The organism is Bacillus sp. SLBN-46, from assembly GCF_031453555.1.
Taxonomy (GTDB): domain Bacteria; phylum Bacillota; class Bacilli; order Bacillales; family Cytobacillaceae; genus Neobacillus.
Map to the genome: position 1 here is coordinate 2,908,477 of NZ_JAVIZM010000001.1, position 25,724 is coordinate 2,934,200.

The 25,724-nt window shown below is 35.7% G+C and carries 17 protein-coding genes and 3 pseudogenes; 7 read left to right on the forward strand and 13 right to left on the reverse strand.

Annotated elements, in window-relative coordinates:
• Window positions 1-122 precede the first annotated feature (122 nt).
• The gene (locus QFZ87_RS14960; protein WP_309862719.1) at window positions 123-1,244 is read left to right on the forward strand and encodes a glycosyltransferase family 4 protein; all 1,122 of its coding nucleotides are present in this window, start codon (window positions 123-125) and stop codon (window positions 1,242-1,244) included.
• Window positions 1,241-2,428 carry a glycosyltransferase family 4 protein gene (locus QFZ87_RS14965; protein WP_309862723.1) on the forward strand — a complete coding sequence of 396 codons (1,188 nt, stop codon included), beginning with the start codon at window positions 1,241-1,243 and terminating at the stop codon, window positions 2,426-2,428. Before QFZ87_RS14960 ends, QFZ87_RS14965 begins: the two co-directional genes overlap by 4 nt.
• Here QFZ87_RS14965 and QFZ87_RS14970 read toward each other — a convergent pair.
• The 5 genes and pseudogenes from QFZ87_RS14970 to hmpA form a co-directional block, all read right to left on the reverse strand.
• Window positions 2,418-3,575: a glycosyltransferase family 4 protein gene (locus tag QFZ87_RS14970; protein WP_309862725.1), complete on the reverse strand. Its 1,158-nt coding sequence runs from the start codon at window positions 3,573-3,575 to the stop codon at window positions 2,418-2,420. The two genes, QFZ87_RS14965 and QFZ87_RS14970, sit on opposite strands and share 11 nt — an antisense overlap.
• A gap of 37 nt (window positions 3,576-3,612) precedes the next feature.
• The gene (locus tag QFZ87_RS14975; protein ID WP_309862730.1) at window positions 3,613-4,299 is read right to left on the reverse strand and encodes a glycosyltransferase family 2 protein; all 687 of its coding nucleotides are present in this window, start codon (window positions 4,297-4,299) and stop codon (window positions 3,613-3,615) included.
• Window positions 4,300-4,311: 12 nt separating this feature from the next.
• Window positions 4,312-5,667 (reverse strand): sugar phosphate nucleotidyltransferase, encoded by a 1,356-nt coding sequence (locus tag QFZ87_RS14980; RefSeq protein WP_309862732.1) that lies wholly within the window; start codon window positions 5,665-5,667, stop codon window positions 4,312-4,314.
• Window positions 5,668-5,804: 137 nt separating this feature from the next.
• Window positions 5,805-7,282 (reverse strand): annotated as a pseudogene (locus QFZ87_RS14985) (SulP family inorganic anion transporter).
• 261 nt (window positions 7,283-7,543) lie between these two features.
• Window positions 7,544-8,824 carry an NO-inducible flavohemoprotein gene (hmpA, locus tag QFZ87_RS14990; protein WP_309862735.1) on the reverse strand — a complete coding sequence of 427 codons (1,281 nt, stop codon included), beginning with the start codon at window positions 8,822-8,824 and terminating at the stop codon, window positions 7,544-7,546.
• Between the two features lie 147 nt (window positions 8,825-8,971).
• On the opposite strand from hmpA, the gene QFZ87_RS14995 reads away from it, so the two are divergent.
• The 3 genes from QFZ87_RS14995 to QFZ87_RS15005 all read left to right on the forward strand — a co-directional run bounded on the left by QFZ87_RS14995 (window position 8,972) and on the right by QFZ87_RS15005 (window position 12,227).
• Window positions 8,972-9,589, forward strand: coding sequence for a DUF421 domain-containing protein (locus QFZ87_RS14995; RefSeq protein WP_309862738.1), 618 nt, complete (start codon window positions 8,972-8,974; stop codon window positions 9,587-9,589).
• A 614-nt stretch (window positions 9,590-10,203) separates the two neighbouring features.
• Window positions 10,204-10,380: a hypothetical protein gene (locus QFZ87_RS15000; protein WP_309862741.1), complete on the forward strand. Its 177-nt coding sequence runs from the start codon at window positions 10,204-10,206 to the stop codon at window positions 10,378-10,380.
• Window positions 10,381-11,081: 701 nt separating this feature from the next.
• On the forward strand, window positions 11,082-12,227 hold the full coding sequence (locus QFZ87_RS15005; protein WP_309862743.1) for a cation:proton antiporter: 1,146 nt from the start codon (window positions 11,082-11,084) through the stop codon (window positions 12,225-12,227).
• Window positions 12,228-12,296: 69 nt separating this feature from the next.
• Here QFZ87_RS15005 and QFZ87_RS15010 read toward each other — a convergent pair whose 3' ends face one another.
• The 3 genes and pseudogenes from QFZ87_RS15010 to map all read right to left on the reverse strand — a co-directional run bounded on the left by QFZ87_RS15010 (window position 12,297) and on the right by map (window position 16,185).
• On the reverse strand, window positions 12,297-13,646 hold the full coding sequence (locus QFZ87_RS15010) for a TrkH family potassium uptake protein (RefSeq protein ID WP_309862745.1): 1,350 nt from the start codon (window positions 13,644-13,646) through the stop codon (window positions 12,297-12,299).
• 246 nt (window positions 13,647-13,892) lie between these two features.
• Window positions 13,893-15,201: pseudogene (locus tag QFZ87_RS15015) on the reverse strand (hemolysin family protein).
• 242 nt (window positions 15,202-15,443) lie between these two features.
• Window positions 15,444-16,185: pseudogene (map, locus tag QFZ87_RS15020) on the reverse strand (type I methionyl aminopeptidase).
• Window positions 16,186-16,388: 203 nt separating this feature from the next.
• On the opposite strand from map, the gene hemQ reads away from it, so the two are divergent.
• Complete coding sequence (hemQ, locus tag QFZ87_RS15025; RefSeq protein WP_309862748.1) at window positions 16,389-17,132, forward strand: hydrogen peroxide-dependent heme synthase; 744 nt, start codon at window positions 16,389-16,391, stop codon at window positions 17,130-17,132.
• A 63-nt stretch (window positions 17,133-17,195) separates the two neighbouring features.
• On the opposite strand, the gene QFZ87_RS15030 is transcribed toward hemQ, so the two are convergent.
• The 3 genes from QFZ87_RS15030 to QFZ87_RS15040 all read right to left on the reverse strand — a co-directional run bounded on the left by QFZ87_RS15030 (window position 17,196) and on the right by QFZ87_RS15040 (window position 22,111).
• Window positions 17,196-18,416, reverse strand: a complete 1,221-nt coding sequence (locus QFZ87_RS15030) for an MFS transporter (RefSeq protein WP_309862751.1) — start codon at window positions 18,414-18,416, stop codon at window positions 17,196-17,198.
• 313 nt (window positions 18,417-18,729) lie between these two features.
• Complete coding sequence (locus QFZ87_RS15035; protein WP_309862753.1) at window positions 18,730-20,544, reverse strand: ABC transporter substrate-binding protein; 1,815 nt, start codon at window positions 20,542-20,544, stop codon at window positions 18,730-18,732.
• A gap of 121 nt (window positions 20,545-20,665) precedes the next feature.
• A complete protein-coding gene (locus QFZ87_RS15040) occupies window positions 20,666-22,111 on the reverse strand; it encodes a pyruvate kinase (RefSeq protein ID WP_309862755.1) in 1,446 nt (481 codons plus the stop codon).
• Window positions 22,112-22,345: 234 nt separating this feature from the next.
• Here QFZ87_RS15040 and QFZ87_RS15045 point away from each other — a divergent pair, with 234 nt between their 5' ends.
• Window positions 22,346-22,933 (forward strand): VanZ family protein, encoded by a 588-nt coding sequence (locus QFZ87_RS15045; protein WP_309862758.1) that lies wholly within the window; start codon window positions 22,346-22,348, stop codon window positions 22,931-22,933.
• Window positions 22,934-22,953: 20 nt separating this feature from the next.
• On the opposite strand, the gene QFZ87_RS15050 is transcribed toward QFZ87_RS15045, so the two are convergent.
• Both QFZ87_RS15050 and QFZ87_RS15055 read right to left on the reverse strand, forming a co-directional pair.
• A complete protein-coding gene (locus QFZ87_RS15050) occupies window positions 22,954-24,312 on the reverse strand; it encodes an arsenic transporter (RefSeq protein ID WP_309862761.1) in 1,359 nt (452 codons plus the stop codon).
• A 224-nt stretch (window positions 24,313-24,536) separates the two neighbouring features.
• On the reverse strand, window positions 24,537-25,472 hold the full coding sequence (locus tag QFZ87_RS15055) for a hypothetical protein (protein WP_309862763.1): 936 nt from the start codon (window positions 25,470-25,472) through the stop codon (window positions 24,537-24,539).
• Window positions 25,473-25,724: the final 252 nt, after the last annotated feature.

Below are 25,724 nucleotides of genomic sequence, written 5' to 3' on the forward strand. Positions count from 1 at the left end.
ATTTGATAAATGCCGTTCCCCCATTTAAAAAGAATAATAACCTATTAAAAGAGTCAAATAAAAATACACCACGATACTAAATAACAACCTTCATAGGAAAATTTAATTTAGGGGGTAATCATATGAGAATTGGCATTAATCTTTTGAATTTTTCGCAGGACAGACATGGAGGGGTTGAACAGTACGTAAAAAACTTAATTTGGCATCTAGTGAAGGTTCAACAAAATCTGAAGTTATTCCTTTTTATTACCAGACCATACCGAGATACTTTTCCTGATCAACATGAGCAAATTAAAAGAGTAATATTTAAGGATGTAAAGAACCCAGTTCAGATTCATGAAGCTATTCACCAGTATCAAATAGATGTATGGTTCTCCCCATTACACCGGTCATATATCCCAAACATCCCTATTCCAACAGTGGTGACCATCCATGATCTTCTTCATACTGCATACCCTCAGTATGTTTCAGACAATTTGGATTGGCATAATAACTATTACCAACAATTTTCCCCGTCATTTGATGCAGTCATTACGGTTTCAAACTTTTCAAAACAGACTATTATCCAGAACCTTCAAATTCCTGAAGAAAAAATTCATGTAATATATCAGGATGCTCCAATAGGTTTCGAAAGGGTGCTGGACGAAGGTGATATTGGAAAAATAAAGGAAAAATATAAATTGCCCGATGTGTTTGCAATTTACCCAGCTAGTTATAATCCACATAAAAATCATCTTAATCTTCTAAAAGCAATTTTGTCTCTACGCGATCATTACAACAAGGAGGTTTATCTTGTTCTTACAGGTTATACGTACAAAGGGAACATCATTTTTCAAAGGGTATTAAATTTCTTAAAGCAGCATCATTTAGAAAAACAAGTAAAGATATTAGACTATGTCCCCCAAAACGAAATGCCATTCCTTTATTTTCACGCCACCTTTTTGCTCTTCCCTTCTCTTTATGAGGGGTTTGGCATTCCATTAGTGGAAGCAATGAGAGCACAATGTCCAATCGTTTGTTCAAATAGAGGAAGCATTCCAGAGATTGTTGAGGAAGCTGCGTTGCAATTTAACCCTGACAACACAGATGAGATTGCCTTGCAAATACTTAAAGTATTAAACCCACAGACAAGGCAGTACCTTCTCGAAAAAAGCAATGAACGGGTGAAAATTTTCTCATGGGAGGATAGTGCAAAGGAAACATTGGAGGTTTTTGAGAGCGTAATGCAAAAGGGGAGAAAATGATGAAAAATATACTGGTCATTAATCATTTTCCAACAGTTAATCCTCCCACAAGTGGAGGTACTTTAAGATATTACCATCTTTATAAAGAACTTAGCAGGTATTATAATATAAACCTCTTATCTCAAACACTCGGTCATAAAAGTGGTCTATTTCCATATTCTCCTACATTCAGAGAGTATAAAGTGGAAAAAGATCCCCTCTACAATGAACAAAGGGATGATTTTCAAATAGGTAAAGAAAATTCTTATGAATTTACTTTAATTAAACATATAAAACTTTCCTATCAAAACACGGTTTATAAAAGATATTTTAATAACTTGTATAAATCAAGCGACATTATAATCCATGAATCCCCTTTTCTGCTCGGATATGATCAATATTTAGGAATAGATGGTAAAATGAGAATTTATAACAGCCACAATCATGAATACGGTTTAGCAAATCAAATTTGGACAAATGAGAAAGCGAAGGAATTTCTCCCTATCTTATATGTGGAGGAGAAAAAATTAGTAGAATGTGCCGATTTAGTATTTACAACTTCTGAAAATGAAAGAGAAAGCTTTATTGACATATATCATAAAAACCAAAACCAAATAAAATTAGCGCCAAATGGAATTCATCCGGATACATGGATAAAAAAGATAACAGAAACATCGAATAAAAAGCCAAAGGCCATGTTCATCGGATCTGAATATCTACCTAACATTGAAGCTGTTGATTTTATCATTAATCAATTAGCTGACAAATGTGTGGATTTAGATTTTATTATTGCCGGTGGCTGCTGTAACCCTTTTATTAAAATGAGAAAAACAAATGTGAAATTTTTAGGCCGAATTCATCACAAACAAAAGTTAAGAATATTTGAAGAAGCCGATTTGGCAATTAATCCTATAATGAGTGGTGCAGGTGTTAATCTGAAAACATTAGAATTTTTATCAGCTGGGATTCCTTTGTTTTCAACCGAATTTGGGGTAAGAGGTTTAAATCTAATCGATCATAACCATTACATTCATGTTGAAAGAGAAAATTTTGCAATTAAATTAAATGATTATTATCAAAAAGAAGCATTTTTAAAAGAGGTTGCATCTAATGGACAGAAATACATTAATGACAATTTTACATGGAATAAAATTGCTAAAGGGATACAAGAGGAGATAGAGGGCTTTAAACCCTCTAACCTATAAGATCTTTTATAGCATTTTTTATTGCGACCCCAGCATGATCCCACGTTAGTTTTATCATATCCCTTCTCCCTCGTTCTCCTTTATGTTTACAAAGTTCGGGGTTTTTAAATGCAAATCTCATTTGCCTTTTTAAGTCAGCCAAATCGGCTTCTGCCCAAAGTTGCCCTTCGTTTTCCGACGAATTAGGATAAAATGCTGCTATAGTATTTTCACCATGGTTATGAATGGCGGTTGGACTAAGTTTGTAATCGACTAAAAATGAGTTATCTTCATGTAAAAAATCCATTTGTCCACCCCATCCAGTTGCTATTACTGGAATACCACTTGATAATGCTTCAATAAATGGCAGACCTACGCCTTCTCCCCTTGTAGGGAGAACAAATGCATTACCTAGCGTATAAATGCCTTTTAATTGATCTTCTCCTATGATTCCTGTAACGATGAAAAGTGGGGCAGTTTCATTTCCCATCCCCCAACTTTTTTTAAAATTATTTATTGTAAAAAGGATATTTTTTCGTGAATTCCCATAGGTTTTAATCAATAGAAGAACATCATCGTTTGAAGAAAATTCCTCCCAATAGGCCTTTAATAACGTTTCAGGATTTTTTCGATGTTTAAAATCAAATACAGATACGAAAACAAATTTTCCGATTGCTTGATTGAGTAATAGTTTATTATTATTGGGATTAAACGTGTTGGTATCGGCTCCGTGTGGTACTAGATATAACGGTACAGTTACTCCGCTATTCAACATTGCAGCAATATTATGCGAGCAAGGGACACAAACTGCATCAACGGATTGGATCGTCGGCAGCCATTTACTGGGGATTTTTGTTGTTTCCCATACAGTATTCAAAATAATTCGATCGAATTTCTTTCTATCCTCCTCCTTCAAATCGATATTTCCCGGTGGAGAGTGAATAATTAATATCCTTTGTTTTTCAAATGCATATGGTTTTTCAATTAATTTTGATAATCTATCACTTTTGACTTTTTCAATAGGTTTTGAAGGGAAACCCCAAGTATAGGTTTCAATTTTCACATCAACCCCTTGGCGGTCTAATGCCAAGGCATATTCTCTGCTTGCAATCCCATACCCAGTTGAATCCAAAACAGGACCTCTCCATACAACCTGATAGTTTTCCATTTTTATCCCCTTAAAAAACAATCATTGTTTACCCGCTCTAATCTTGAATGAATGGTTTATAGTCTTCTGTTTTACAAATAATTGATGATTTTCTTAAAAGAATTTGATTACTTATGTTCCAAGTATGATGACCTGATTTAGATGTCCTCAAACAAACATAATTGTTTTTGTCTGCTGAAAATACTTTATAGTTGTTTTTTGCACATTCTTTTAAGAATGTAGTGTCTTCACCAAGATTTAATGAAGGAAACTTTACACTTTCACAAATCTCTTTTTTAAACAGCAAAGTCGCTCCTTTTATCCCCTGTTTGACGAATTGATTCTCTTTTGCTGGCTTGTGTAACGCAAGAATTTTTTCCTCTTCAAAGTACATATAAACCGTTCTTTTACCAACAACATCTGCACTTGTTTTCAGTAAGGCATCCATTGATCTTACTAAATAATTGGGTGCATAATAATCGTCATCATCAAATTTTGCAATAAACGGATACTTTGCTTTATCAATAGCAAAATTTAGTGATTCGCCCAATGTAACCTCTTCCTTCAATTGACAAACTGTTACATTTGAAGATAATTTCGCTCTTTTTTCCCATTTAGCTATATCCATATCATGTTGGTTTAAAAGAATAATTAGTTCTTTTTCTTTCCAAACCTGACATTCATAGTTCTTAAACACATTCTCCATTAAGTGCTGCCGAATGGTGCAACATATGATAGAGATCAATGAACTTCCTCCTTATTTACATCGTTTCACTGCAACCTCCCAGGAATCGGTAAGCCTGATGATATCCTCTTCATCAATTTTTGTTCCCAATTGTACCTCAATAATTTCCAAAGGCGTGATTGCCTTCACCCCATGTTTAGCACCAACAGGGATGATTAGAACATCACCAGCATAGATAGAGAATAACTGATCATCTAAGATAAATTCCCCCGTTCCTGAAATAACAGTCCATGTTTCTTGCCTTAAATTATGTGTTTGATAACTCATATTTTTACCTGGTGCTACTTTGATCAGTTTAGTTTGACTCTCCATCCCTTCCTCCGTCGTAGATCGAGATAAAATCCTGTAATCTCCCCATCTTTTTTCTTCATACATCGGTAGTGTGTTTTTTATTATTCGCTTTATATTCTCTGATTTATTTTTATCGGAGATTAGAATGCCATCATGCCCAGCTACTATGATACTATCCGAAATTCCGATTACATGTATGGGCAATGGAAGTTCATTGACAATGTATGTTTCAGTTGAATCCTCTGAAATTTCACCTTTACCTATGACTTTGTTTTTTAATTGTTCAGTAATTGCTGTCCAAGAACCTAAGTCTTTCCACAGTCCATTATATGGGATTACGATTGATCCGGTTGATTTTTCAACCACCTCATAATCGAAACTATTTTTTGTTAAATTCTTATAGATATCTAACATTTCATTATAATCAGTAGGTAATCCATTACTCTTTAGATAAGAAAGTATAAATTTTAAAGGAAAAGCAAAAACACCACAATTCCAAAGGGCATTTTTCTCTAACAAATTTTTTGCTTCAGTACAATCTGGTTTTTCAATAAATTGGCTTATTGGATAAAAGGATTCTTTATTCTTGATTACTGGTACTATATACCCAAATTGATTCGATGGTAGTTGAGGTGGAACACCTAAAAGTGCAAGATTTGCATCAGATTGATTTATAAAATCCGGAATTTTTTTTAATAGTTGGTAAAAAGTTATATCTACAAGTGAATCCACCGGTAACACACAAATCGTTTCATCCGGGTTTACATGTAAATTTGTATGAAAGAAGGTACATGCTAAAGATATAGATGGAAATGTCCCCCTTTGCACTGGTTCACATAAAATCTTGATTTCATCACCAATCTGATTTCTGATAATTTCTAATTGGTTTTGACACGTTACAAGATAAGTCGAAGGAAGAAGGCCAACAGATTCTATTTGTCGGCAAACCCTTTGGATCATGGACTCATATATTCCGTTTTCATCTATTAATAGTTTGAGAAATTGCTTTGATCTCACTTGGTTGGATAAAGGCCACAGTCTTTTTCCTGAGCCGCCTGATAGCAAAAGTATTTTCATAAATCCCTCCTAAAGGAACCAACAATCCTTAGGTTATTTTATGATGAACTTTTTAAAGGGGACTTGGTCAAAAGAATCAAATTGCTAACAAAAGGGAACAAAATAAAAAACACGCTGATTTCAGCGTGTTTTTGACATTAATGATTAGCAACTTTCTCTAGTCCACCTGGTTTATTATGAACGGCAATTCTTTCAAGGAGTTTATTACTTTCAGTATTTAATCCTTTTAGAGTTACCTTAACTCCGTTTTGATGATATTTAATGATAACTTTATCGATAGCACCCACAGCGGAATCGTCCCAAAGATGGGCTTTAGATAGATCTAAATCGATTTCCTGTACATCTTCTTTATAATCAAAGCTATTAACAAAATCTGTTACAGAGGCAAAAAAGAGTTGTCCTGATACTTGATACACTTTTTTATGAGAGCCTTTAGAGGAAATGGTACTTACTTTGACTTTTGAAATCTTTGCTGCGAAGAAAATCGCACTCAAGAGGATTCCTACTAAAACACCTTTTGATAAATCATGTGTTTCAATCACAGTTATTACCGTTACAATCATCACAAGTGTATCAGTTATTGGAACCTTTTTCATTGATTTTAGACATGACCAATCAAAAGTTCCAATGGATACCATGATCATAACACCAACTAAAGCCGCCATAGGAATTTGTACAAGGAATCCTTTTAATAAAACAATTAGGATCATTAAAAAGGCACCTGCAGTCAATGTGGAGAGACGTCCTCTTCCCCCAGATTTGACATTGATGCCAGATTGTCCAATCATCGCACAACCAGCCATCCCGCCAAAGAAAACAGAAACAATATTCGCAATTCCTTGACCACGTGCTTCCTTATTTTTATCACTTTCCGTGTCTGTCAAATCATCAATAATCTGAGCAGTTAATAATGACTCGACTAATCCCACTATGGCAATGGATAAGGAATATGGAAATATGATTTGCAAAGTCTCGAAGTTTACTGGTATGTCAGGAAGTAAAAATACAGGTAATTTAGAAGTTAATTCTCCCATATCCCCAACGGTGCGAACATCACTTCCTGTAAAAATTGCAATAGCTGTTATGACTAGAATCGCTACTAGTGGTGATGGAACAGCCTTTGTAAACCGGGGTAAAATGTAAATAATAGCAAGAGCTCCTGCCACCATCGCATACATTTGCCATGATTCGCCGACAAAATGAGGTAATTGGGCAGCAAAAATTAAGATTGCTAAAGCATTAACAAATCCAATCATTACCGAGCGAGGGACAAATTTCATTAGGCTTCCTAATTTTAATGCCCCCATAATGATTTGAATGATACCTGTTAATATGGTTGCAGCAAGTAGGTATTGCAAGCCATGATCTTTCACCAATGTAGTCATCAATAAAGCTGTTGCACCTGTAGCCGCCGAAATCATTGCAGGACGACCACCTACAATGATTTCGTAACCGCAATACAAAACGAAGCGTATAAACCAACCATTGGGTCGACACCAGCAATAATTGAAAAGGAAATAGCTTCTGGAATTAAGGCCAGAGCAACAACAATACCAGCCAAAATATCTCCCTTTACTTTTCCAAACCATGAATATTTAATTGTACTTAAATTCAAAATGTAGTACCTCTCCCTTTATTTGTTTTTTATATGACTTTCAACTCTCATGAAAGTCGGGGCCGTTGTTAACAAAAGCAAGTATATAATAATGTGACAAATTTGTGAAATGTAATGTAAACGGAAACAATTAAAATTATCTACGTTTCCCTCCGCTTTTCTTCGGAAATCTACATAACCTTATATTTTTCAGGTATCTATCACCCAAATAAAGAATGGCAAGATGAGATTATATCATCTTGCCATTCTTTATTATTCTAGCTATTCTAAGCTTCCAAATGATCCGAAGAATTCGTAATGAATGCGTTCTTCTGGGATTCCCCACTGTTTTAATGATTTATTTACTACTTTCATAAATGGTTCAGGTCCGCAAAAGTAAAAGTCCGCTTCCTTTGTCGGTATGAATTGTTGAAGTAGTTCAAGGCTTATATATCCTTCTTTATCAAAATTGTTCATTTCTCTATCTTGATCAGTGGGCTTCTCGTAAATAACAAAGGATTTTACATTTTTATGCTCTGCGGCCAGATCATTTACGTGTTTTTTAAATGCATGCATTTTACTATTGATGGATGCGTGTATATAGTAAATTTCCCGATTTGGATATTCTTTGACCGTCGTATTTAACATACACATCATTGGTGTAAGACCAACCCCACCGCTAATTAACACCAATGGTAAGGTAGATTCCGTATCCAAATAAAAGTCACCAGCAGGTGCAGTAATCGGAATAATGTCTCCTTCCTTAACATGGGTATGCAAATAGGTGGAAACGATTCCTGCTGGGATCGTTTGATCTTTTGAATCTTCTCTTTTCACACTTATCCTATAATAGTCTAAGCCAGGGCTATCAGATAAGCTATATTGACGTAAATGCGTATATTCTTCGCCTGCCATTTCCATTTTTACCGTTATGTATTGCCCCGGTATAAAAACAGCAATTTGTTTTCCATCCTTTGGTTTTAAGTAAAAGGAAGTAATGACATCACTTTCCTCTACTTTTTTATCTACAACAAAATCACGAAAACCTGCCCACCCCCCTGGAATAGTTTCAGTAGTTTTATACATTCGATCTTCCATTCGAATAAAAACGTCCGATATTACCTCATAGGCATCAGCCCAAGCATCAATGATTTCGTTAGTAGCTGCATCTCCAAGAACTTCCTTAATAGCACCTAGTAAATTCTCTCCAACTATTGGATAGTGTTCAGGCTTAATTTGCAGGCTACGATGTTTTTCACCAATTCTCTCCAACACAGGCATGATTTTGCTAAAGTCTTCAATATTTGCTGCTGCGCCATATACAGCGTCAGCTAATGCTTTAGGCTGGTGACCCGTCATTTGGTGTGTTTGGTTAAAAATGTTTAGGAGCTCAGGATGCTGTTTAAACATACGTTTATAAAAATGTTTAGTTATTGCTTCACCGTGTTCCTTAACAATAGGTAAGGTTGCTTTAATAATTTCTAACTTATGAGGATCAAGAGTTTTCACAGTCTTTAAAACTTCCTGCCAGACTTGTTTATCTTGTAAATTTTTCTTTGACATAATTTCTCTCCTTTCAATTCCTACTAATAAAGTATCTCCTGATGAAAATGTTCTAGTGGAGGTAAAATTTGTTAGAGTGAAGAAATCATATTATTCATTATTTTAGTTACATACTAAAAGATGGATGAGGGTAAAGGAGGTTCATAGATGGATTTAAATTTGATTTGGAAAGCAATCTTGATTGTCCTTTTTGGTACCCTCCTATTACGTGTAGCAGGGAGAAAGACAATATCTCAAATGACCATTGCAGAAACTGTGATTATGATTGCGTTGGGGTCCCTACTTATTCAACCTGTTTCTGGTGCAAAACTAGGTAACACATTTATGGTTGGAGCAGTGTTGGTTGCTACTCTTATTTCTTTAGAGTTTTTACAAGTAAAGTCAAATAGTTTTGAAAAACTTATTACAGGTAAAGCTAAAGTAGTTATTGAAAATGGTGTTATAAATGAAACAAATTTAAAAAAACTTAGATTAACGGTTGATCAACTGGAGATGACCTTACGACAGAAAAATGTGACTAACTTTAAAGATGTTAAATTTGCGACATTAGAACCAAATGGACAATTAGGTTTAACATTGACGCCTGAAGCTCAACCAATGACGAAAAAAGAATATAATGAATTAATACAAATTTTATCAATAAATAATTCAATATTATTACAACTCAGTAAGCATTTAAATAAGGTTGATGTTAGTCAGGAGAATCTTTTTACAGAAGTTAAAAATGAAAGTCACGCTTCCCCTCCGCCGACTCATTTACAATAATAAAAAAAACAAAAACACGCTGGTATTTTTCCAACGTGTTTTTTGGTTATTATATTAATCTAAATTGTCCACCACCAAATATGGACTTAGAGTAATCAAGACTCACATCATCAAAATAATACTTATCTCTTTGATTGACCAAAAATTGAATACCATCTTTTTCTGTAATTTCATCGGATTCTAAAGCTGACTCTTCCAGAGTCAGGCGCAGCTGAGGTCCGCCTCAGCCAATTCCCATTGATAAACGTATAAGCGGCTTTTTTCCATCATTAAGAATGTCCTGAACTTCATTTGTAATGGCTGTAATGGCAGCCTGGGTAATTTGTACCATCTATCTATACCTCCATATAGCTTTTAATGATTAAAACCTTTTATTATTTTAACCTTGTTTTATTCCAGGATAAGTTGTTTATTTTTCCACACACCACTATACCCCTATAGGTATAATGATAATTTAAAATAAAGTTAGTGTCAACAGGAAAAAAATTAATTTATTTTCATTTAGCATTTTTCCTTAATTTAATGGGACTATATAAATACCTATTGAAAAATCATTATTTTCTTGTATAATTCAGAGTATAACTATAGGAATTAAATGAATAGGAGGTTGACCAATGCGATTTCTAAAAAATCTCTTTGTTGAACTTTGTCCAAAATGTAACAAAGTATTAGAAACCCACCGTTCCAATACCTTAAAAGCAATCGTAATAAAGTCATGTCCGGATCAACATTATCAAAAGGAATTTCATCCTGCATTTGAAACATACATTGAAAGTGATAGGATTTTATAAATAGGCTCTGTTATAACTGAATGTTGATTTCAAAGTGTGCGAAAAATAAGCGGAAGAATTCCTCTTAAATTGGGAAATACCCTTATTTCCTTAAAAATAAGGGGAGTTTTTCCACTTATATGATCCAAATCGATGGATTTTGTCTTATTTTAGAGCAGTTAACGGGAATTTCTCCCCTTATTTCTCCTTCATAAGCTTACTTTTTATACAATAGTGGGATTTTCTCCCCTTATTTCTGAATAGTAAGCTACCTCTATATCACAATAGCGGGAGATTCTCCGCTTATGAATTCTCCTACCTACACGGAAAACAACAATAGCTGATTACAGAGCTAATAAGTAAAATAGTGCAGGTCACTACCTCCATTAAAAATTCAGGTGACCGACATTTTCACTTTGAAAACGGTGGTTACTTATAGAGGAAATAGCTTTTGTTTTTATTATGAATTCTCCTATCTAATCGAAATTCAACAATGAATGATAACAGAGCCTATAAATAAAATATTAAGATTGAAAAAACAGAACGAAAAAATTCGCTCTGTTTTTTGTCCATTTTATTATTTGTATACAATTTAACGTCAATACTCATCAAAGTAGAGACAATGAATTTTAAGTTTAGAATAATAAATAAAGGATAAAATAATCTTCAATTACTGATACTTGGAAGGAGTCTTTTTATCTGTAAAAGTAAGGAGGGTTTTTTTGCTCATACTTCATTTAGCTATTATTTTGATTGCATCAAAAATAGCGGGAAGCTTAAGTGTCCGATTAGGGCAACCTTCTGTTTTAGGGAAACTTCTAATTGGAATAGTTTTAGGGCCATCTGTATTAGGATTAATTAACGAAACCCATACCCTAAAAGAATTTAGTGAAATCGGCGTCATTCTTTTGATGTTTATCGCAGGTTTAGAAACGGATCTCGATGAGTTTAAACGAACAGGAAAAGCATCTACCTTAGTAGGTGTTGGTGGGATTCTTGTACCTCTTGTTCTTGGTTATTTTACTGGAATGGCACTAGAACTTTCATCTTTACAATCATGGTTTTTAGGGTTATTGCTTTCGGCGACAAGTGTCAGTATTTCCGTTCAAGCTCTTAAGGAAATGGACCAACTAAAAACTCGTGAAGGTACGACAATTCTCGGCGCAGCCGTCATAGATGATGTGTTAGTTATTATAGCATTAGCTTTTTTAATGAGTCTTGCTGGTGGGGATGTCAATTTAGGTTTAGTTATTGTGAAAAAGGTGGTATTTTTTGCAGGTGCCATTCTTATTGGTTGGAAGGTAGTTCCCCTATTTTTAAAGCGTTTTGCCAAACTTTTTGTAACGGAAACTGTTATTTCCTCAGCATTAATTATTTGTTTTGTGTATGCCTACTTGGCGGAATATACAGGCGTGGCCGCCATTATTGGTTCTTATATTGCAGGAGTAGCCATTAGCTTAACAAATTTTAAACATGAAGTCTTCGAAAAAGTAGAGACAATTGGTTATTCGATTTTTGTTCCCGTCTTTTTCACTTCAATTGGTGTCAGTGCTCAATTTGCCGGTATAAGCAAGCATATCGGATTAATTGTGCTGTTAAGTATTTTAGCTATTTTAACGAAGTTATTTGGAGCTTCTCTTGCTGCGAAGTTAGCCGGATTCTCTTGGAATAGTTCATTTGGAATTGGTTCTGCAATGGTCTCCCGCGGTGAGGTGGCCCTAATTATTGCAGCTATCGGCTTAGAGGCCAACCTATTAAATCAAGAATTATTTGCAATATTAGTAGTTGTCATTCTTGTAACAACGATTGTTACTCCTCCGATGATGAAGTGGTTTTTCAAACCCAAAAAGGTGGGGCAAAGTGTTTAGAAGTTCATATCAATTTGAACTAATAATGAAAGAGGCTGATTCCTTTAAATGGAGTCAGCCCTTTGATTGTTATCCAATTAATATCTTCTCTTCAGCATATCTAACTTTTGATTCCGGACGATTAGACATTAATGCAAAGGCCATCGTTAATGGGCCAATTCTTCCAATAAACATGAGTATAGTGATTAGAATTCTTCCAAGTGGTGAGAGATCTCCTGTTAATCCTGCAGATAATCCTACTGTACCAAAGGCTGAGATGGTTTCAAACAAGATCTTACTCATTGGGGCATGTTCAGTAAAGGTTAGTAAAAAGAAAATGGTGAATATAAATATAATCGCCGTAACCCCGATGGATAAGGACTTATTCACTAATCTCCATGAAATCCGTCTTCTAAATATATTAACATCTTCCCTGTTGGTCACTACTGTCCAAAAAGCTAACATAATGATGGCGAAAGTTGTTACTTTAATTCCTCCACCAGTAGACCCTGATGAGGCTCCAATAAACATAAGTGCCATCATAAACACTAGAGATGATTGTGTCATCTGACCAATATCTATTGTATTGAAGCCAGCTGTTCGGGGTACAACCCCCTGGAAATATGACGCCCATAGTTTGTCATCCAAACTAAGCTTTCCAATGGTATGAGGGTTATTAAATTCAGCGACCAAGATAATTAGAAACCCTACTACATTTAAGATTAAAGTCATAAGTAAAGCTACCTTTGAATGTAGAGACAATCTCCGCAAGGTTCTTTTTTGCCATAATTCAAGGATCACCGTAAAGCCAATACCGCCGATGATGAATAACATAGTAATTACTATGTTAACTGTCGGGTCCCCCACCCACTTACTCAAACTATCTGATTCAAGTCCAAAACCAGCATTGTTAAAAGCAGAAATAGAATGAAAAATCCCATAATAAATCGCTTTTCCAACGCTCATTTCATTTGACCATCGAATAGCTAAAAAGATGGCACCAAGAATTTCAACAATTAATGTGATTGTAATAATCCTCCGAACAAGCTTTACTACTCCAGACAGAGTAAAAAGATTTAATGAATCTTGGAGGAGTAGCCTCTCCTTCAAGCCGATTTTCTTGCCCAAGATAATAAACATTAAAATTCCTGTTGTCATAAATCCCCAACCGCCTATTTGAATGAGACAGAGAAGGACAATTTGTCCGAAAAGGGTAAAAGTGGTACCAGTATCCACTACAGCTAAACCTGTTACGCACACTGCAGAAGTTGCTTCAAACAGTGCATCAATAAAGTTAAGTCCCCGTCCTTCTTCATAGGTTGAAAAAGGAAGCATTAACAGGATCGTACCAATTACAATTAAGGCAGCAAACCCAATTGCCAGTATTTGCGCAGGATGTAACTTAATCAAGTTACTCCTTTTTTTTAATAAATTCACCATTTCGCCCCCATCCAATCAATACAGATACAGTTTAATACCCCTTTTTTTATAAAGAAACACAATGAGCATGTATACTCTATGGTCTCCAGATTTCCAATATGTATCAAACTTGGTGATTTCAAAATTAATTACGACTCATATGTTACTATTACAAGAATAATTTGTAAATATGATTATTGACTTACAGGAATTTGGGGTAATAAAAAAGGAGGCTGACTCTTATATTTTGAGTCAGCCCCCTATAATTTACGCGTAGGATTCTTGGTTTATTTTTAAGATTTGTAATGACTTAATATGATATCCGTCAATTTCAAGAACTTTAAAATTCATAGTCGTTATATTTCAATGTATCACCTTCGACTACATCGATCCTTTCAGACAAGATCCATCCACCAATTGTATCCATATCTGTATTTTCAAGATCTAAGCCAAATAAGTTATTAATCTCATCTATAAGAACTTTTCCATCTACAATGGTTTTCGTTTCACTAATTTTATTAATATCAGGTACCTCATCCGCATCAAATTCATCTCGGATTTCCCCAACAATTTCTTCTAATATATCCTCAACCGTCACTAATCCAGCGGTTCCGCCATATTCATCCATCAAGATAGCCATATGCACTCGTTCCTTTTGCATTTTAACTAGTAAGTCATGGATAGGAATAGATTCAATCACTTGTATCACTGGACGAACGTACTCCTCGATTGGTGCTTCTACATTTTTACCTTTTATATATTCAGTAAAAACCTCTTTCATGTTCACCATACCCACGATGTTATCTTTGTCTCCATCAATGACGGGGTATCTTGTATAATTCTCAGTGGTAACAATTTGCAAACATTCATTCAAGGATTGTGAAATATCAAATGCTACAATTTCTGTACGTGGCACCATAATTTCGTTTGCGTGCCGATCATCAAATTCAAAAATGTTATTCACATATTTATATTCAGATTGATTAATTTCACCATTTTTATAACTCTCTGAAATGATTAACTGAAGTTCTTCTTCAGAGTGTGCCACTTCATGTTCAGAAGCAGGCTTTAACCCGAAGATTCCCGTTACTAACCGTGCTGAACCATTCAGCGATTTGATAAAAGGGTACATTATTTTATAAAACAGAATCATAGGCCTTGCAAATGTCAGTGTAACAGCTTCAGCTTTTTGAATTGCGAAGGTCTTTGGTGCTAGTTCACCAACCACAACATGAATAAATGTTACAGAAGCAAACGCAAGGATAAATGATAGGACGCCTGAAATTGACTCTGGTAGTTGAAAATGGATAAATAAGGGATGAAGAATATGTTCCACTGTAGGTTCACCCAACCAACCTAACCCCAACGCTGTCACGGTAATCCCTAATTGACAGGCTGATAGATATTCATCTAGATTTGTTATAATCGTCTTCGCAAAGATTGCGTTTTTGTTCCCTTCAGCAACTAACTGATCAATACGCGACCCGCGGATTTTAACAATAGCAAACTCATAAGATACGAAAAATGCTGTAAAAGCAATTAAAATTGCTATTATTATTAAATTACCAATAATCAATGGCCTCCTTACTTAAAATAAAGTAAGGATTACACCTCCTGTTTATATAAGGAATCTATTTATTTATTAAATTTCTAAGGACCAACTTGCTAAAGGAAAACTCCCTTTAACAATTAATTATACCACGATAAACCGTACAGTCAACGTTACGGTTTTGATTTGTAAAGCGAAAAAGATATAAATCTTCTCCCTAATTTGGAAAAGATCTATATCCATTCTAAATATGATAGACATACCTTCCCTTAGAGGGTAGTAATAATTGGTCCGTTTTTTGTAAGAATGAGTGTATGTTCAATTTGCGCAACAAAGCTCTTTTTAGTTACATAAGTCCATCCGTCATCCAATTGAAAGACTTCCTCTTCTTCAGTAGAGATAAATGGTTCAAAGGCGATCACCATACCTTCTTTTAACAGTTCATCATCCCATGGCTCAAAATAATTATATACATGGTCCGGTGCCTCATGGATAGACCGACCAACGCCGTGACCTGTTAAATTTTTAATAACGGTTAATCCATTTTGTTTAGCGGTTTGAATTACCGCTTTACCGATTCCACTTTTCTTCGAACCTGGTTTAGCTTTCTTCAAACCGGCTTCGAAAGCTTCTTTTGCCACATCACAAATTTTTGTTAAAATCTCTTCACCCTCTCCAACAACAACCGAAATACCAGTATCAGCAAAATATCCGTTCTTTGAACCTGACACATCGATGTTGACGAGGTCTCCTTCCTGAATGACACGCTTACCTGGAATTCCATGTGCCACTTCTTTCATTTACACTGATACATGTATAACCAGGAAAATCATATTCCCCTTTTGGTGCTGAAATGGCTCCTGCCTTTTCGAATAACTCCCCTGCTAATTCATCAAGTTCTAAGGTTGTAATGCCGGGTTTCGCCTTCTGTACCAATGCATCTCTAATAGAAGCAACTATTTTTCCAATTTCCTTTAAGCCATTAAAATCCTCTTCGGTTTTTGCAATCATTGTACTTTCCCCAATCATCATATTAATTTACTAAGAAAAATCTCCATTCTTAGATTGTACCTATACTGCGGCAAAAATCCAAGTAACTAGATCTTTTTGTAAAATCAGTCGATGTAAGTGATATAAATCACGACATTCTCAAATGAAAATATTTATCATTTACACTATGAAGATGTTATTAATTAATACTTGGAGTGATTATAATGAATCAAGCAATGAAAACAATTGAAGGCTGGTATTGCTTACATGACTTTAGGATGTTTGACTGGGAAAAATGGAAATCAGCCTCTGAGGAAGAACGTGAGCACGCGATATATGAAATCAAAAAATTAATTAATAAGTGGGATAGAATAGAATCTGAACAAAGAGGAAGTCATTCAGTGTATACGATTGTAGGGCAAAAAGCAGATATTATGTTTATGATTTTGCGCCCTACTATGAAAGAACTTAATATAGTGGAAACAGAATTCAGTAAAACTTCATTTGCAAATTTCACAAAACCAGCCTACTCTTATTTATCTGTAATAGAAAAAAGTAGTTACTCTCAAGCAGCAACAAATCCTTACGAAGATCCTGCCATGCTAGCTAAGCTATACCCTGTCATACCAAAAACTGAATATGTTTGTTTTTATCCAATGAGTAAATTACGTGGTGAAAAGGCTAATTGGTTTATGCTGCCGATGGAAGAACGAAAAAGATTGATGTTTGAGCACATTGATACGGGTAAACCATATACCGATCAAGTAAAACGAATAGTGACGGGCTCTGTAGGATTTGATGACTATGAATGGGGTGTCACATTATTTAGTAATGACGCACTTCAATTTAAAAAATTAATTTATGAAACAAGATTCGACGAAGTAAGTGCCGTTTACGGTATATTTGGTTCCTTCTTTATTGGAAATCTTTTAAAACAAGAAGAAATGGAACAACTTTTTCATATCTAAGCTTAAGTGGAACAGGAGGCTGAATCCATTGCTAATGGATCAGCCTTATATCGTTGTTCCTTTTTACTGCAGCTTCCAAAGTAAAGTTCGTCGGTAAAAAAGAAAGATAATTACATTGAATACCGCTGAACTAATAAATATAGAAGAAGTCCCCCACCAGTTAATCAACCACCCTGATAAAAGCATACTAATCGGCATGCCTATCCTGAACAAAGAACCTGTTAGTCCTCCAATTCTCCCCATAAATGCAGAAGGTGTTTGCTCGTGTCTAAAAGTATAAGCACAAATAATATAAATAGTAGTGGAATATCCGTTTAAAAGTAAACAAAGGGCCAATAGATAAAGATGGTTTGTTAAATAAAAGCCTACATATGCGATGGAATTTCCAATAATAGCGGCCCCAAATAAAACTCCTAATTTAAACCGAATTCTTAAACGATTGATAGTTAAACTAGCGATTAATCCCCCTACTCCAGCTGTAGCTAAAATAATCGATAGAACAGAATTAGATAGATGTAAATCTACTGTTCCAAAAATTAATACCGTATTACTGACAACAATCATGGTGCAATTGATGAATAAAATGAACAAAGTCATGGTTTTGAGTGCTTTATTTTTCGTAAAAACATCCCAGCCCTCTTTAAAATCCGACCAGAACGAGTTTTTACTCCCTTTTTTCACAGGCTCATTTACCGTAAGATTCATGATTAAGAAGTAGGCCAATACGTATAAAATCACTGTTATAAATAAGCCCTGGGCCTTGTTGGCAAATAAAAGAACAACCCCTAAGAAGACTGGACCCATGATCCCAACAAAAGTTTCAATAAATGAAAATTTTGCATTTGCACTTGTTAACAGTGGAAGAGGCACACTTAATTTAATAAGACTCACTTGGGTATTAAAAAAACCATAATTTAGTGTCATTAAGATAAATCCAAACAAATAAAAGATAATAGGTTTGTATAAGTGCGCCCCAAACATACCATACATGATAAGTAGGACGACCGCTTGAACGAGAATCATCCACATAGCCCATTTCTTTTTATTCACTCTGTCTACAATGATCCCGACAACTATTCCGAAAAATAAATTCGGTAATAGCTCAGCTGTCCTCATTGAGGTCATAACGATAGAAGAACCTCCTGATAAATCATACATAATTAACGGTAAAAGAAGTTCATAGATTTTATTCCCAATACTTAATAACAAACTCGCAGCAAGTAGGAACGTGAATTCTTTGTATTGCCAAATAGTAACCTTTTGATAAGACTGATCAACTGCCATTAGATTTGCTCCTTTGCATTTATATTTCTACTTTCATTGTACGTTGGCATTGACCAGCTAAAAATCGTAAAACTTTTTCTTTTTTTTCATGTTTTCAAACTAGGCTGTGTTAAAGAACATTGTAGATTTTATACCCTGTTGATTGGAGAGGAAGGCGCGAAGACTCCTGTGGGAGTACGGTTCAGGGGAGACCCCGCAGGCGCAAGCGCCGAGGAGGCTCGCCGAAACGCCCACGGAAAGCGAAGCGCCTGGAGCGGAAATCAACAGACAAGTTTAACACAGCCTAAACTAAAAAGAAGCCACAAGGGCTTCTTTATTCATCTGCATTGAACTTGTCGATTTCAGTTTGCTTGTACCACAGGTCCTTAAAGTCAATCCACATTCTTGAGTTAAAGGAAACTCCCTCTAAGGTGGTATCATAGGAAACTTCCACTTGTTTATGAACTAAGAATCCTAAGACGCCCTCCTCAACAAGGAACTTTTCGAGTTCACGATACTTCTTTATTCTTGTAGAAGGATGAATTTCTTTTTTAATTTTTGTTATTTTTTCATTCATTGTTTCTTTCATTGAAACCGTTAAAAAAGGATAAATAAACCCTCTTTCAAATAGGAATAACTCAAATAGGGAAATGAAGTTTCCATTTGGTGTTCCTTCAAATAAAATCATATCTGCCTCATTTAAAATCTGATGACTTTGGATTTCATCCCACTCCACAATCTTAACTATTACATTTATCCCCTTTTCTATTAATTGTTGTTGTATGGAATAGGCATCTTGTGCGTGCCTTTTGTATGTAACAAGTGTCAATCTCTCTCCACTATACCCTATTGAAGATACACTCTCTTTACCAGAAACCTTTGTTTCTTTTTCAACGATAGGAGATGGTGCGTCAATCTCTTCAGTTATTATAAAACCACTAGCAACGCCCAACCTTGGTTTACCTAAATGAGTTAGTTTTTCTCGATCAATATGGGAGAGTATGTCTCTCCTTAACCTTAGATTTTGTATTGGACCACTTTTTGCTACATTCATGGTTAAAATGTTCGTTCCAGAAAAGATACTCTGTTTTTCATCCCATTGCGTCATAGGTGTTGATGGACTTTCTCCAGTATCAAAAATAAGTCTCTTTCTTTCTTCCATATCTTCTCTTAAATCTTCTGGCAATCTAATAATCTCTACTTTATCCAAATGTGGCCGTCCTCCAAAGTAGTATTTAAAGGCAGTTAATACACAATGATTAGAATCAACTGATTCTACTTTAAATGGTCCAGTCCCTATTGGTAGTTTAGCAAATCCTTCAGAAGGATCAAAAATATCAATTATAGACATCGGTGCAAACGAAACAAAATATAGAAACAAAGTGTTAGGCTCTTGTAGTTGAAAAAGAATCGAGTATTTTGAGAGTATTTTTATCTCTTTTATATCACTAACAAGCCATTTATGAGGAGAATGCCATAACCTCAGGATGGAATGTTTTACATCTTCAGCTGTTAATTCCCTTCCGTTATGGAACCGAACTCCCTTTCGTAAATAAAATAACCAGCTTTTTTTATCCTCACTGCATTCCCAATTATGTGCAAGACTTTTACGAAAAGATCTATTTTTATAATCATATTCTACTAATGTATTATAAACCTGCATCACAATATGAGCATCCAAATCGAAAAAAACGTGAACCGGATCGATGGTAGTAAGTGGCCGGTAGATAGGGAATCTTAGGATTTCTAATTCCTCGTTATCTTTTGAATTCACTTGTTTATAACCAAAATAAGTAGACACCCATTCCATAATAAAGGATTCTACCTTGGTGCCTTCACCAAATTCTTTTACTAACTCCAAAGCTTTCATAATCTCATTTTTATTTAAAAGCGCATGTGTTTGTTGTTGTAAACTTTGCTCAAGATTTTCTAAAAAAATTATGGTAGAGCCGTTTCCTCTCCCCTTTCCCGAATGAAATTCAATTAGTTTTTCATCCTTTAATTTATTTAGAACGAGTTTGACGTTCCTTTGTGTGCAAAAAAGAATTTCCACTAAATCATTCATTGTAGTTCGAATGGGTACATGGTTTTCAAACGCTTGAAAGGCACGTCTTAACATTAAAAAATAGTATAAATACTGAGAATTCATTCGAAACCTCCGATCGATTTCTATTTATTTCTATTTTATAGGTTATTATCATTTGAAGAAACAAAAAAACGCGCAGACAAAAAGTCTGCGCGGATGGTGATAATAAAAAAATCCTCATTGATCACCTTAATACACCGTATTGAGCAGTTAGATTCCGTTTCCTCTCGTTCGATGTTAGCCTTTCTGCCTCGTCTGTAATAAGTACTTTTGTCAGCATGTCTAATGCGTTCAAAATATAGGTCCCTTTATTAAGCATAATACAATTTGCCCTTCTTGCTAAAAATACATCTGTCATTTCAGACCGTGAAGGTATACCCTTTTTTGTTAACCGTTCTAGGACACCCGTTGCCAAAATAACAGGGACATAAGCAGCTGAACAAATGGCCAAAACTTCTTCTTGGACAAAGGAAAGGTTCTCAGGCCCCACCTCTACTGCAAGGTCTCCTCTTGCAATCATAATACCAAACCGCTCAAATTGTAATCCGTCTAGGATAATTCTAGCTAAATGATGGACAGCATCTTTGGTTTCAATTTTTGCCACCACACCCAAATGAGGTACTTCATATTTACTCAATTCAACCCGAAGTTTTTTCAAGTCTAAAGGGGAGTGGACAAAGGAAACTCCCAAAATATCTGCGTACTTCGAAATAAATGCTAAGTCATTAATATCTTTTTCGGTCAAAGCAGGAACATTTAAACTAAGAAGAGAATCAGGTAAATTCAATCCTTTTCCTTCTTTTATTCGGTACGCCTTACCTTCAGGTGAGTGTACTTCAATTTCAATGTGTTCTTTTGTAACATGTCTTACAATTCCAAAGATTTTCCCATCATCTATAAAAATACGATCATCGATTCGGACGTTTCGAAATGCCTTTTCAAGTGTAACTGGTACTCCCGCTGGTACATCTGCTGAAGCGGGATGACCCAGTTTATCTGAATCTAATAATAATCGTAAGGAATCACCCTTCTTGACAATAATATCTTCAAGAGGAAGTTTGCCAATCCGTACCTTTGGACCAGCTAAATCCATATATATCTTGCACGTCCTGTCGTGATAATGCCCTGTATCCCTAAGCCTATTCTCAGCCATCCTTACCCCTTCAATTAACTGTTTCCATTCTTCATGGTCATCATGGGCACAATTGATTCTTGCTATATTCATACCCCTTAGTAACAGCTCACTTATAAGTGGTTGGTTGTTTGCCATTTTAGCATCTAACGTCACCATGATTGTCGAATGCAACTGATTGTTTCCCTTTCCAAGCAATTCTTCCGACCGAGTTTTCATAATCCCTTTTGAATCAGAAGGAGTTGGTATAGCAAGTGTCGTAGGTATATTCACTTCTACATGTAAATGACTCAAGATTTTTTCTAATGAATATAGTACGTGGCAAAAGGAATTTTCTATTGCTGCAAGCCCCTGTTCTGCTAATGACAACTGAAAATCAAAAATGTTATGTTTTCTAAGTGCAAGGTAAGCTAGTAAGTTATCCCGATTATATTCAGCACCTGTAACCGAAAACGTTTCTCGAACCTGCTCAACTTCTTGTATAATTTGCTGAAACATTCTCCCTATTCGTTTCGACCATTCTTGTGGGTTATTGAGAGAATTAACCACATGATTCACATCCTTGGTTGAGCAAAAAGTTATCCATTATCCATATATGCAATAACAACAAATTTGTGCATCTCTAATAACCAACAGTTGAACTACGCTGTTCCTTTATTTACGAATCCTAGTACGATAAAATAAAGCAGAATGAGCTAATCCCTTTTTTATAAATATCTTGGTGGTGTGAGCGTGAAAAAAACTTACATTTTATCATTGTTCCTTTCAATAGGAACGTTTCTTATTTTATCTCCTGTATTATTTAAATTAACAAGTTATCTACACCCAGTTGTATTAGTGGTTGTCTGGTTTTGTATCTATATGTTCTTTCTTATTAGTCTTTTATTAATTAGGAAGGAATCAATCCAACTTTCCTATTCACTTTTTTTAACATTTATCCTTTTTTACACGGTTGGATTATTGATATTATTGTTCCTTCGTCCAAATGATCAAAGCTACAATTCTATAAATTTAATTCCCTTTTCCACGATTGCCTTTTATCTATCTGGGAAAGTAGATGTCTTGATTTCACTATATAATTTGGCTGCTAACATAGGATTATTTCTCCCCTATGGTATTTTACTCAGAGTAAATCGAGCTTCTCTTTTGAAGATAATTATTGTCCCATTTGCAGCGATCACTGCTATTGAATTACTACAATTTTCCACCCACCGCGGCAGCTTGGATATTGATGATTTACTATTAAATTTGCTTGGTATTTACGTTGGCTGTTGGTTATTTCCACTCTTTAGAAAAATAGTAAAAATCCCCAGCCTTTGAGACTTGGGGATTTTAATCTATTAGTTGACGAAAACAAGTAAGAGCCATAGGTACAAGCTGATTAAAGTAAATATCAACGTTGGTGGAATTACAATGATTGTGACTTTCATATAATCGAGCCAACTTATATGAATTTTATTTTTCCTCAATATATGCATCCAGATTAATGTAGCAAGTGTTCCAATCGGTAGGATTAATGAGCCTATATCACTACCAATAATGTTCGCCAGGTAGACAGTTTTCATAATCAGCGGGTCTAGTCCCATGTCCGTTAATGCCAGTGTTGAAATCATTAAAGCAGGATGGTTATTAAAGATATTTGATAGTAAAGCTGTGATAGCCCCCATCGTTATACTGGCGTGCAGTAAACTATCATTGACTAGTGTTTGAAGATGTCCAATTAGAAAGTTGGTTAAACCAATATTGTGCAATCCAAATATGATGACATACATACTAAAGGCGAATATTAAAATGTGCCATGGAATTTTTCCTAACACGTCCTTTGGATTTACTTTTAGGTGAATCCATCTCCAAATTAATAAAATTATAGAACCTAGCACAGCTACTAAAGTTACAGAGATCCCAATAAATGAGGCGATAAATAGACTGATTCTAACAATAAAAACGAAAATAAGCATATTAATCATGAGTTTCTTTTGTTGTTCAAATAGGCTATCTGCGTTTTTTTGCAGTGGATGATAGAGACGGTTTTTCTGAAGTGGAATGGTGTAGGAATGGAAACGGATCTCTTTTGGAATGTCCTTTTTAAATACGAGAAACAGCAAGTAAGATAGAAACAACAGTCCGAGTACCCCAGGGATAAACATCATTTCTGTTTGAAGATAAAGATCCATTCCGATAATTTTCAAGGCAATTAGATTAACAATATTACTAACGCCAATTGGTGCACTAGAGGCAGTTGCAATGAGTGCTCCGCTTAATAGGAAAGGTATTTTTTGTCGGGTTTTTAGCTTAAGATTATTTAATATAAGGATGAGGATCGGTGTCGTTATCAAGATACTTCCATCGTTATTAAAAAACAGGGTCATTAAAAAGCAAAGTAATAACGTATTCCAGAATAGTCGTACACCCGACCCTTTTGATACTTTTAACATTAGGGCAGCGGTCCAACTAAAAAAACCGAAGCTTTCTAGTACGATTGCCATTACAATAGTGGCTATTATGGTGATGGCTGCACCTGTCACCTTGGAGCTGATGTCAAATAAATCCCCTACAGATACACTTCCGCTTAGGAATACCAAAACAGCCCCTATGGTTGCTGGGATGGCCTCATTCATATTTTTGGGACGGATAAAGATCAGAACCATCGTCAGCACGAAAGCTAAAATGGTGATAATCACCGTCGAAAGTTGATACATAAAATTTAATTTACTCCCTTCTATAAGTTTCCTTCCTTATTTTCCGTTTATATAATAACTCTTGTCCTTGCTGTATAGTACGTAAGTATAGAAAGGCTTGTTCTAAACGAATATCTCGTAAATGAACAAATCAGCGAAAATCTAAATATTTTTTTAAAATGCTTAATAGATTTATACCTATTAATTTTGGGGTAGACGAATATCACTAATGCTATTTACTAGGTTTATGTACAGGTTGTTACAAAAAAATAAACCGATACTTTTTGAGTATCGGTCAAATTTGTTAATGCGTGACTATTTTTTACCTTTAGGACCCTTTTTACCCTTTGGACCCTTTTTGCCTTTTTTACCTTTTTTACCTTTTTTGCCGTGGCTTCCATTGCTTCCATGACTACCGCTGCTGCCGTGGCTTCCGTTACTTCCGCTGCTTCCGTTACTTCCGCTGCTTCCGTTACTTCCGCTGCTTCCGTTACTTCCACAGCTTCCTTGACTTCCACTGCTTCCTTGGCTTCCACTGCTACCTTGACTTCCACTACTGCCATGGCTTCCACTACTACCCTGGCTTCCGCTATTGCCATGGCTTCCGCTACTACCCTGGCTTCCGCTATTGCCGTGGCTTCCATTATTGCCATGGCTTCCGCTACTACCATGCCCTTTTTTGCCCTTTGGCCCTTTTTTGCCTTTTTTGCCGTGGCTTCCAGTACCTCCTTGGCTGCCTCCGCTTCCACATGAGCCACTGCCTCCTTGGCTGCCTCCGCTTCCACATGAGCCACTGCCTCCTTGGCTGCCTCCGCTTCCGCTTGAGCCACTGCCTCCTTGGCTGCCTCCGCTTCCACATGAGCCACTGCCTCCTTGGCTGCCTCCGCTTCCGCTTGAGCCACTGCTTCCGCTTCCGCCTGAACCACTGCCTCCGCTTCCGCCTGAGCCACTGCCTCCTTGACTGCTATTTCCTTTTTTACCTTTCGGACCTTTTTTACCTTTGCTTCCATTACTTCCACCATGACTACCGCCTGAACCGCTACCTTGTGTTCCGCCTTGGCCTCCGCTGCCACTACCTCCATGACTGCCACTGCCACCATGGCTTCCGCTACCTCCATGGCTTCCGCTACCTCCATGGCTTCCACTACCTCCATGGCTACCGCTGCTTCCATGTGTTCCACTATTACCTGCGCTACCAGAACCGGACTTATCTCCTTTTTTACCTACTGGATTATTATCTAAAAACCCATCTAGCCCGTTTTCCTTAGCTTCTGAAAGTAACTGCTCAATATCAAGCTTTAAAACCATTTTTCCACCACTTTCTAAAAAATTTATATTTTCTATTCCAATTTATGAAAATTTAGCGCATTTGCCATAGACAAACATATATTTTTTAGACCCTTAATATTTTTGGGATTATACACATCCACAAC

Coding starts and splice junctions, on each gene's coding strand:
- hmpA (WP_309862735.1), bottom strand. CDS start 8,824: ATGTCAAAGAAAAATTTACAAGATAAACAAGTCTGGCAGGAAGTTTTA.
- QFZ87_RS14965 (WP_309862723.1), top strand. CDS start 1,241: ATGATGAAAAATATACTGGTCATTAATCATTTTCCAACAGTTAATCCT.
- QFZ87_RS14970 (WP_309862725.1), bottom strand. CDS start 3,575: ATGGAAAACTATCAGGTTGTATGGAGAGGTCCTGTTTTGGATTCAACT.
- QFZ87_RS14995 (WP_309862738.1), top strand. CDS start 8,972: ATGGATTTAAATTTGATTTGGAAAGCAATCTTGATTGTCCTTTTTGGT.
- QFZ87_RS14960 (WP_309862719.1), top strand. CDS start 123: ATGAGAATTGGCATTAATCTTTTGAATTTTTCGCAGGACAGACATGGA.
- QFZ87_RS15030 (WP_309862751.1), bottom strand. CDS start 18,416: ATGGCAGTTGATCAGTCTTATCAAAAGGTTACTATTTGGCAATACAAA.
- QFZ87_RS15000 (WP_309862741.1), top strand. CDS start 10,204: ATGCGATTTCTAAAAAATCTCTTTGTTGAACTTTGTCCAAAATGTAAC.
- QFZ87_RS15035 (WP_309862753.1), bottom strand. CDS start 20,544: ATGAATTCTCAGTATTTATACTATTTTTTAATGTTAAGACGTGCCTTT.
- QFZ87_RS15010 (WP_309862745.1), bottom strand. CDS start 13,646: ATGGTGAATTTATTAAAAAAAAGGAGTAACTTGATTAAGTTACATCCT.
- QFZ87_RS15040 (WP_309862755.1), bottom strand. CDS start 22,111: ATGTTTCAGCAAATTATACAAGAAGTTGAGCAGGTTCGAGAAACGTTT.
- hemQ (WP_309862748.1), top strand. CDS start 16,389: ATGAATCAAGCAATGAAAACAATTGAAGGCTGGTATTGCTTACATGAC.
- QFZ87_RS14980 (WP_309862732.1), bottom strand. CDS start 5,667: ATGAAAATACTTTTGCTATCAGGCGGCTCAGGAAAAAGACTGTGGCCT.
- QFZ87_RS15050 (WP_309862761.1), bottom strand. CDS start 24,312: ATGTATCAACTTTCGACGGTGATTATCACCATTTTAGCTTTCGTGCTG.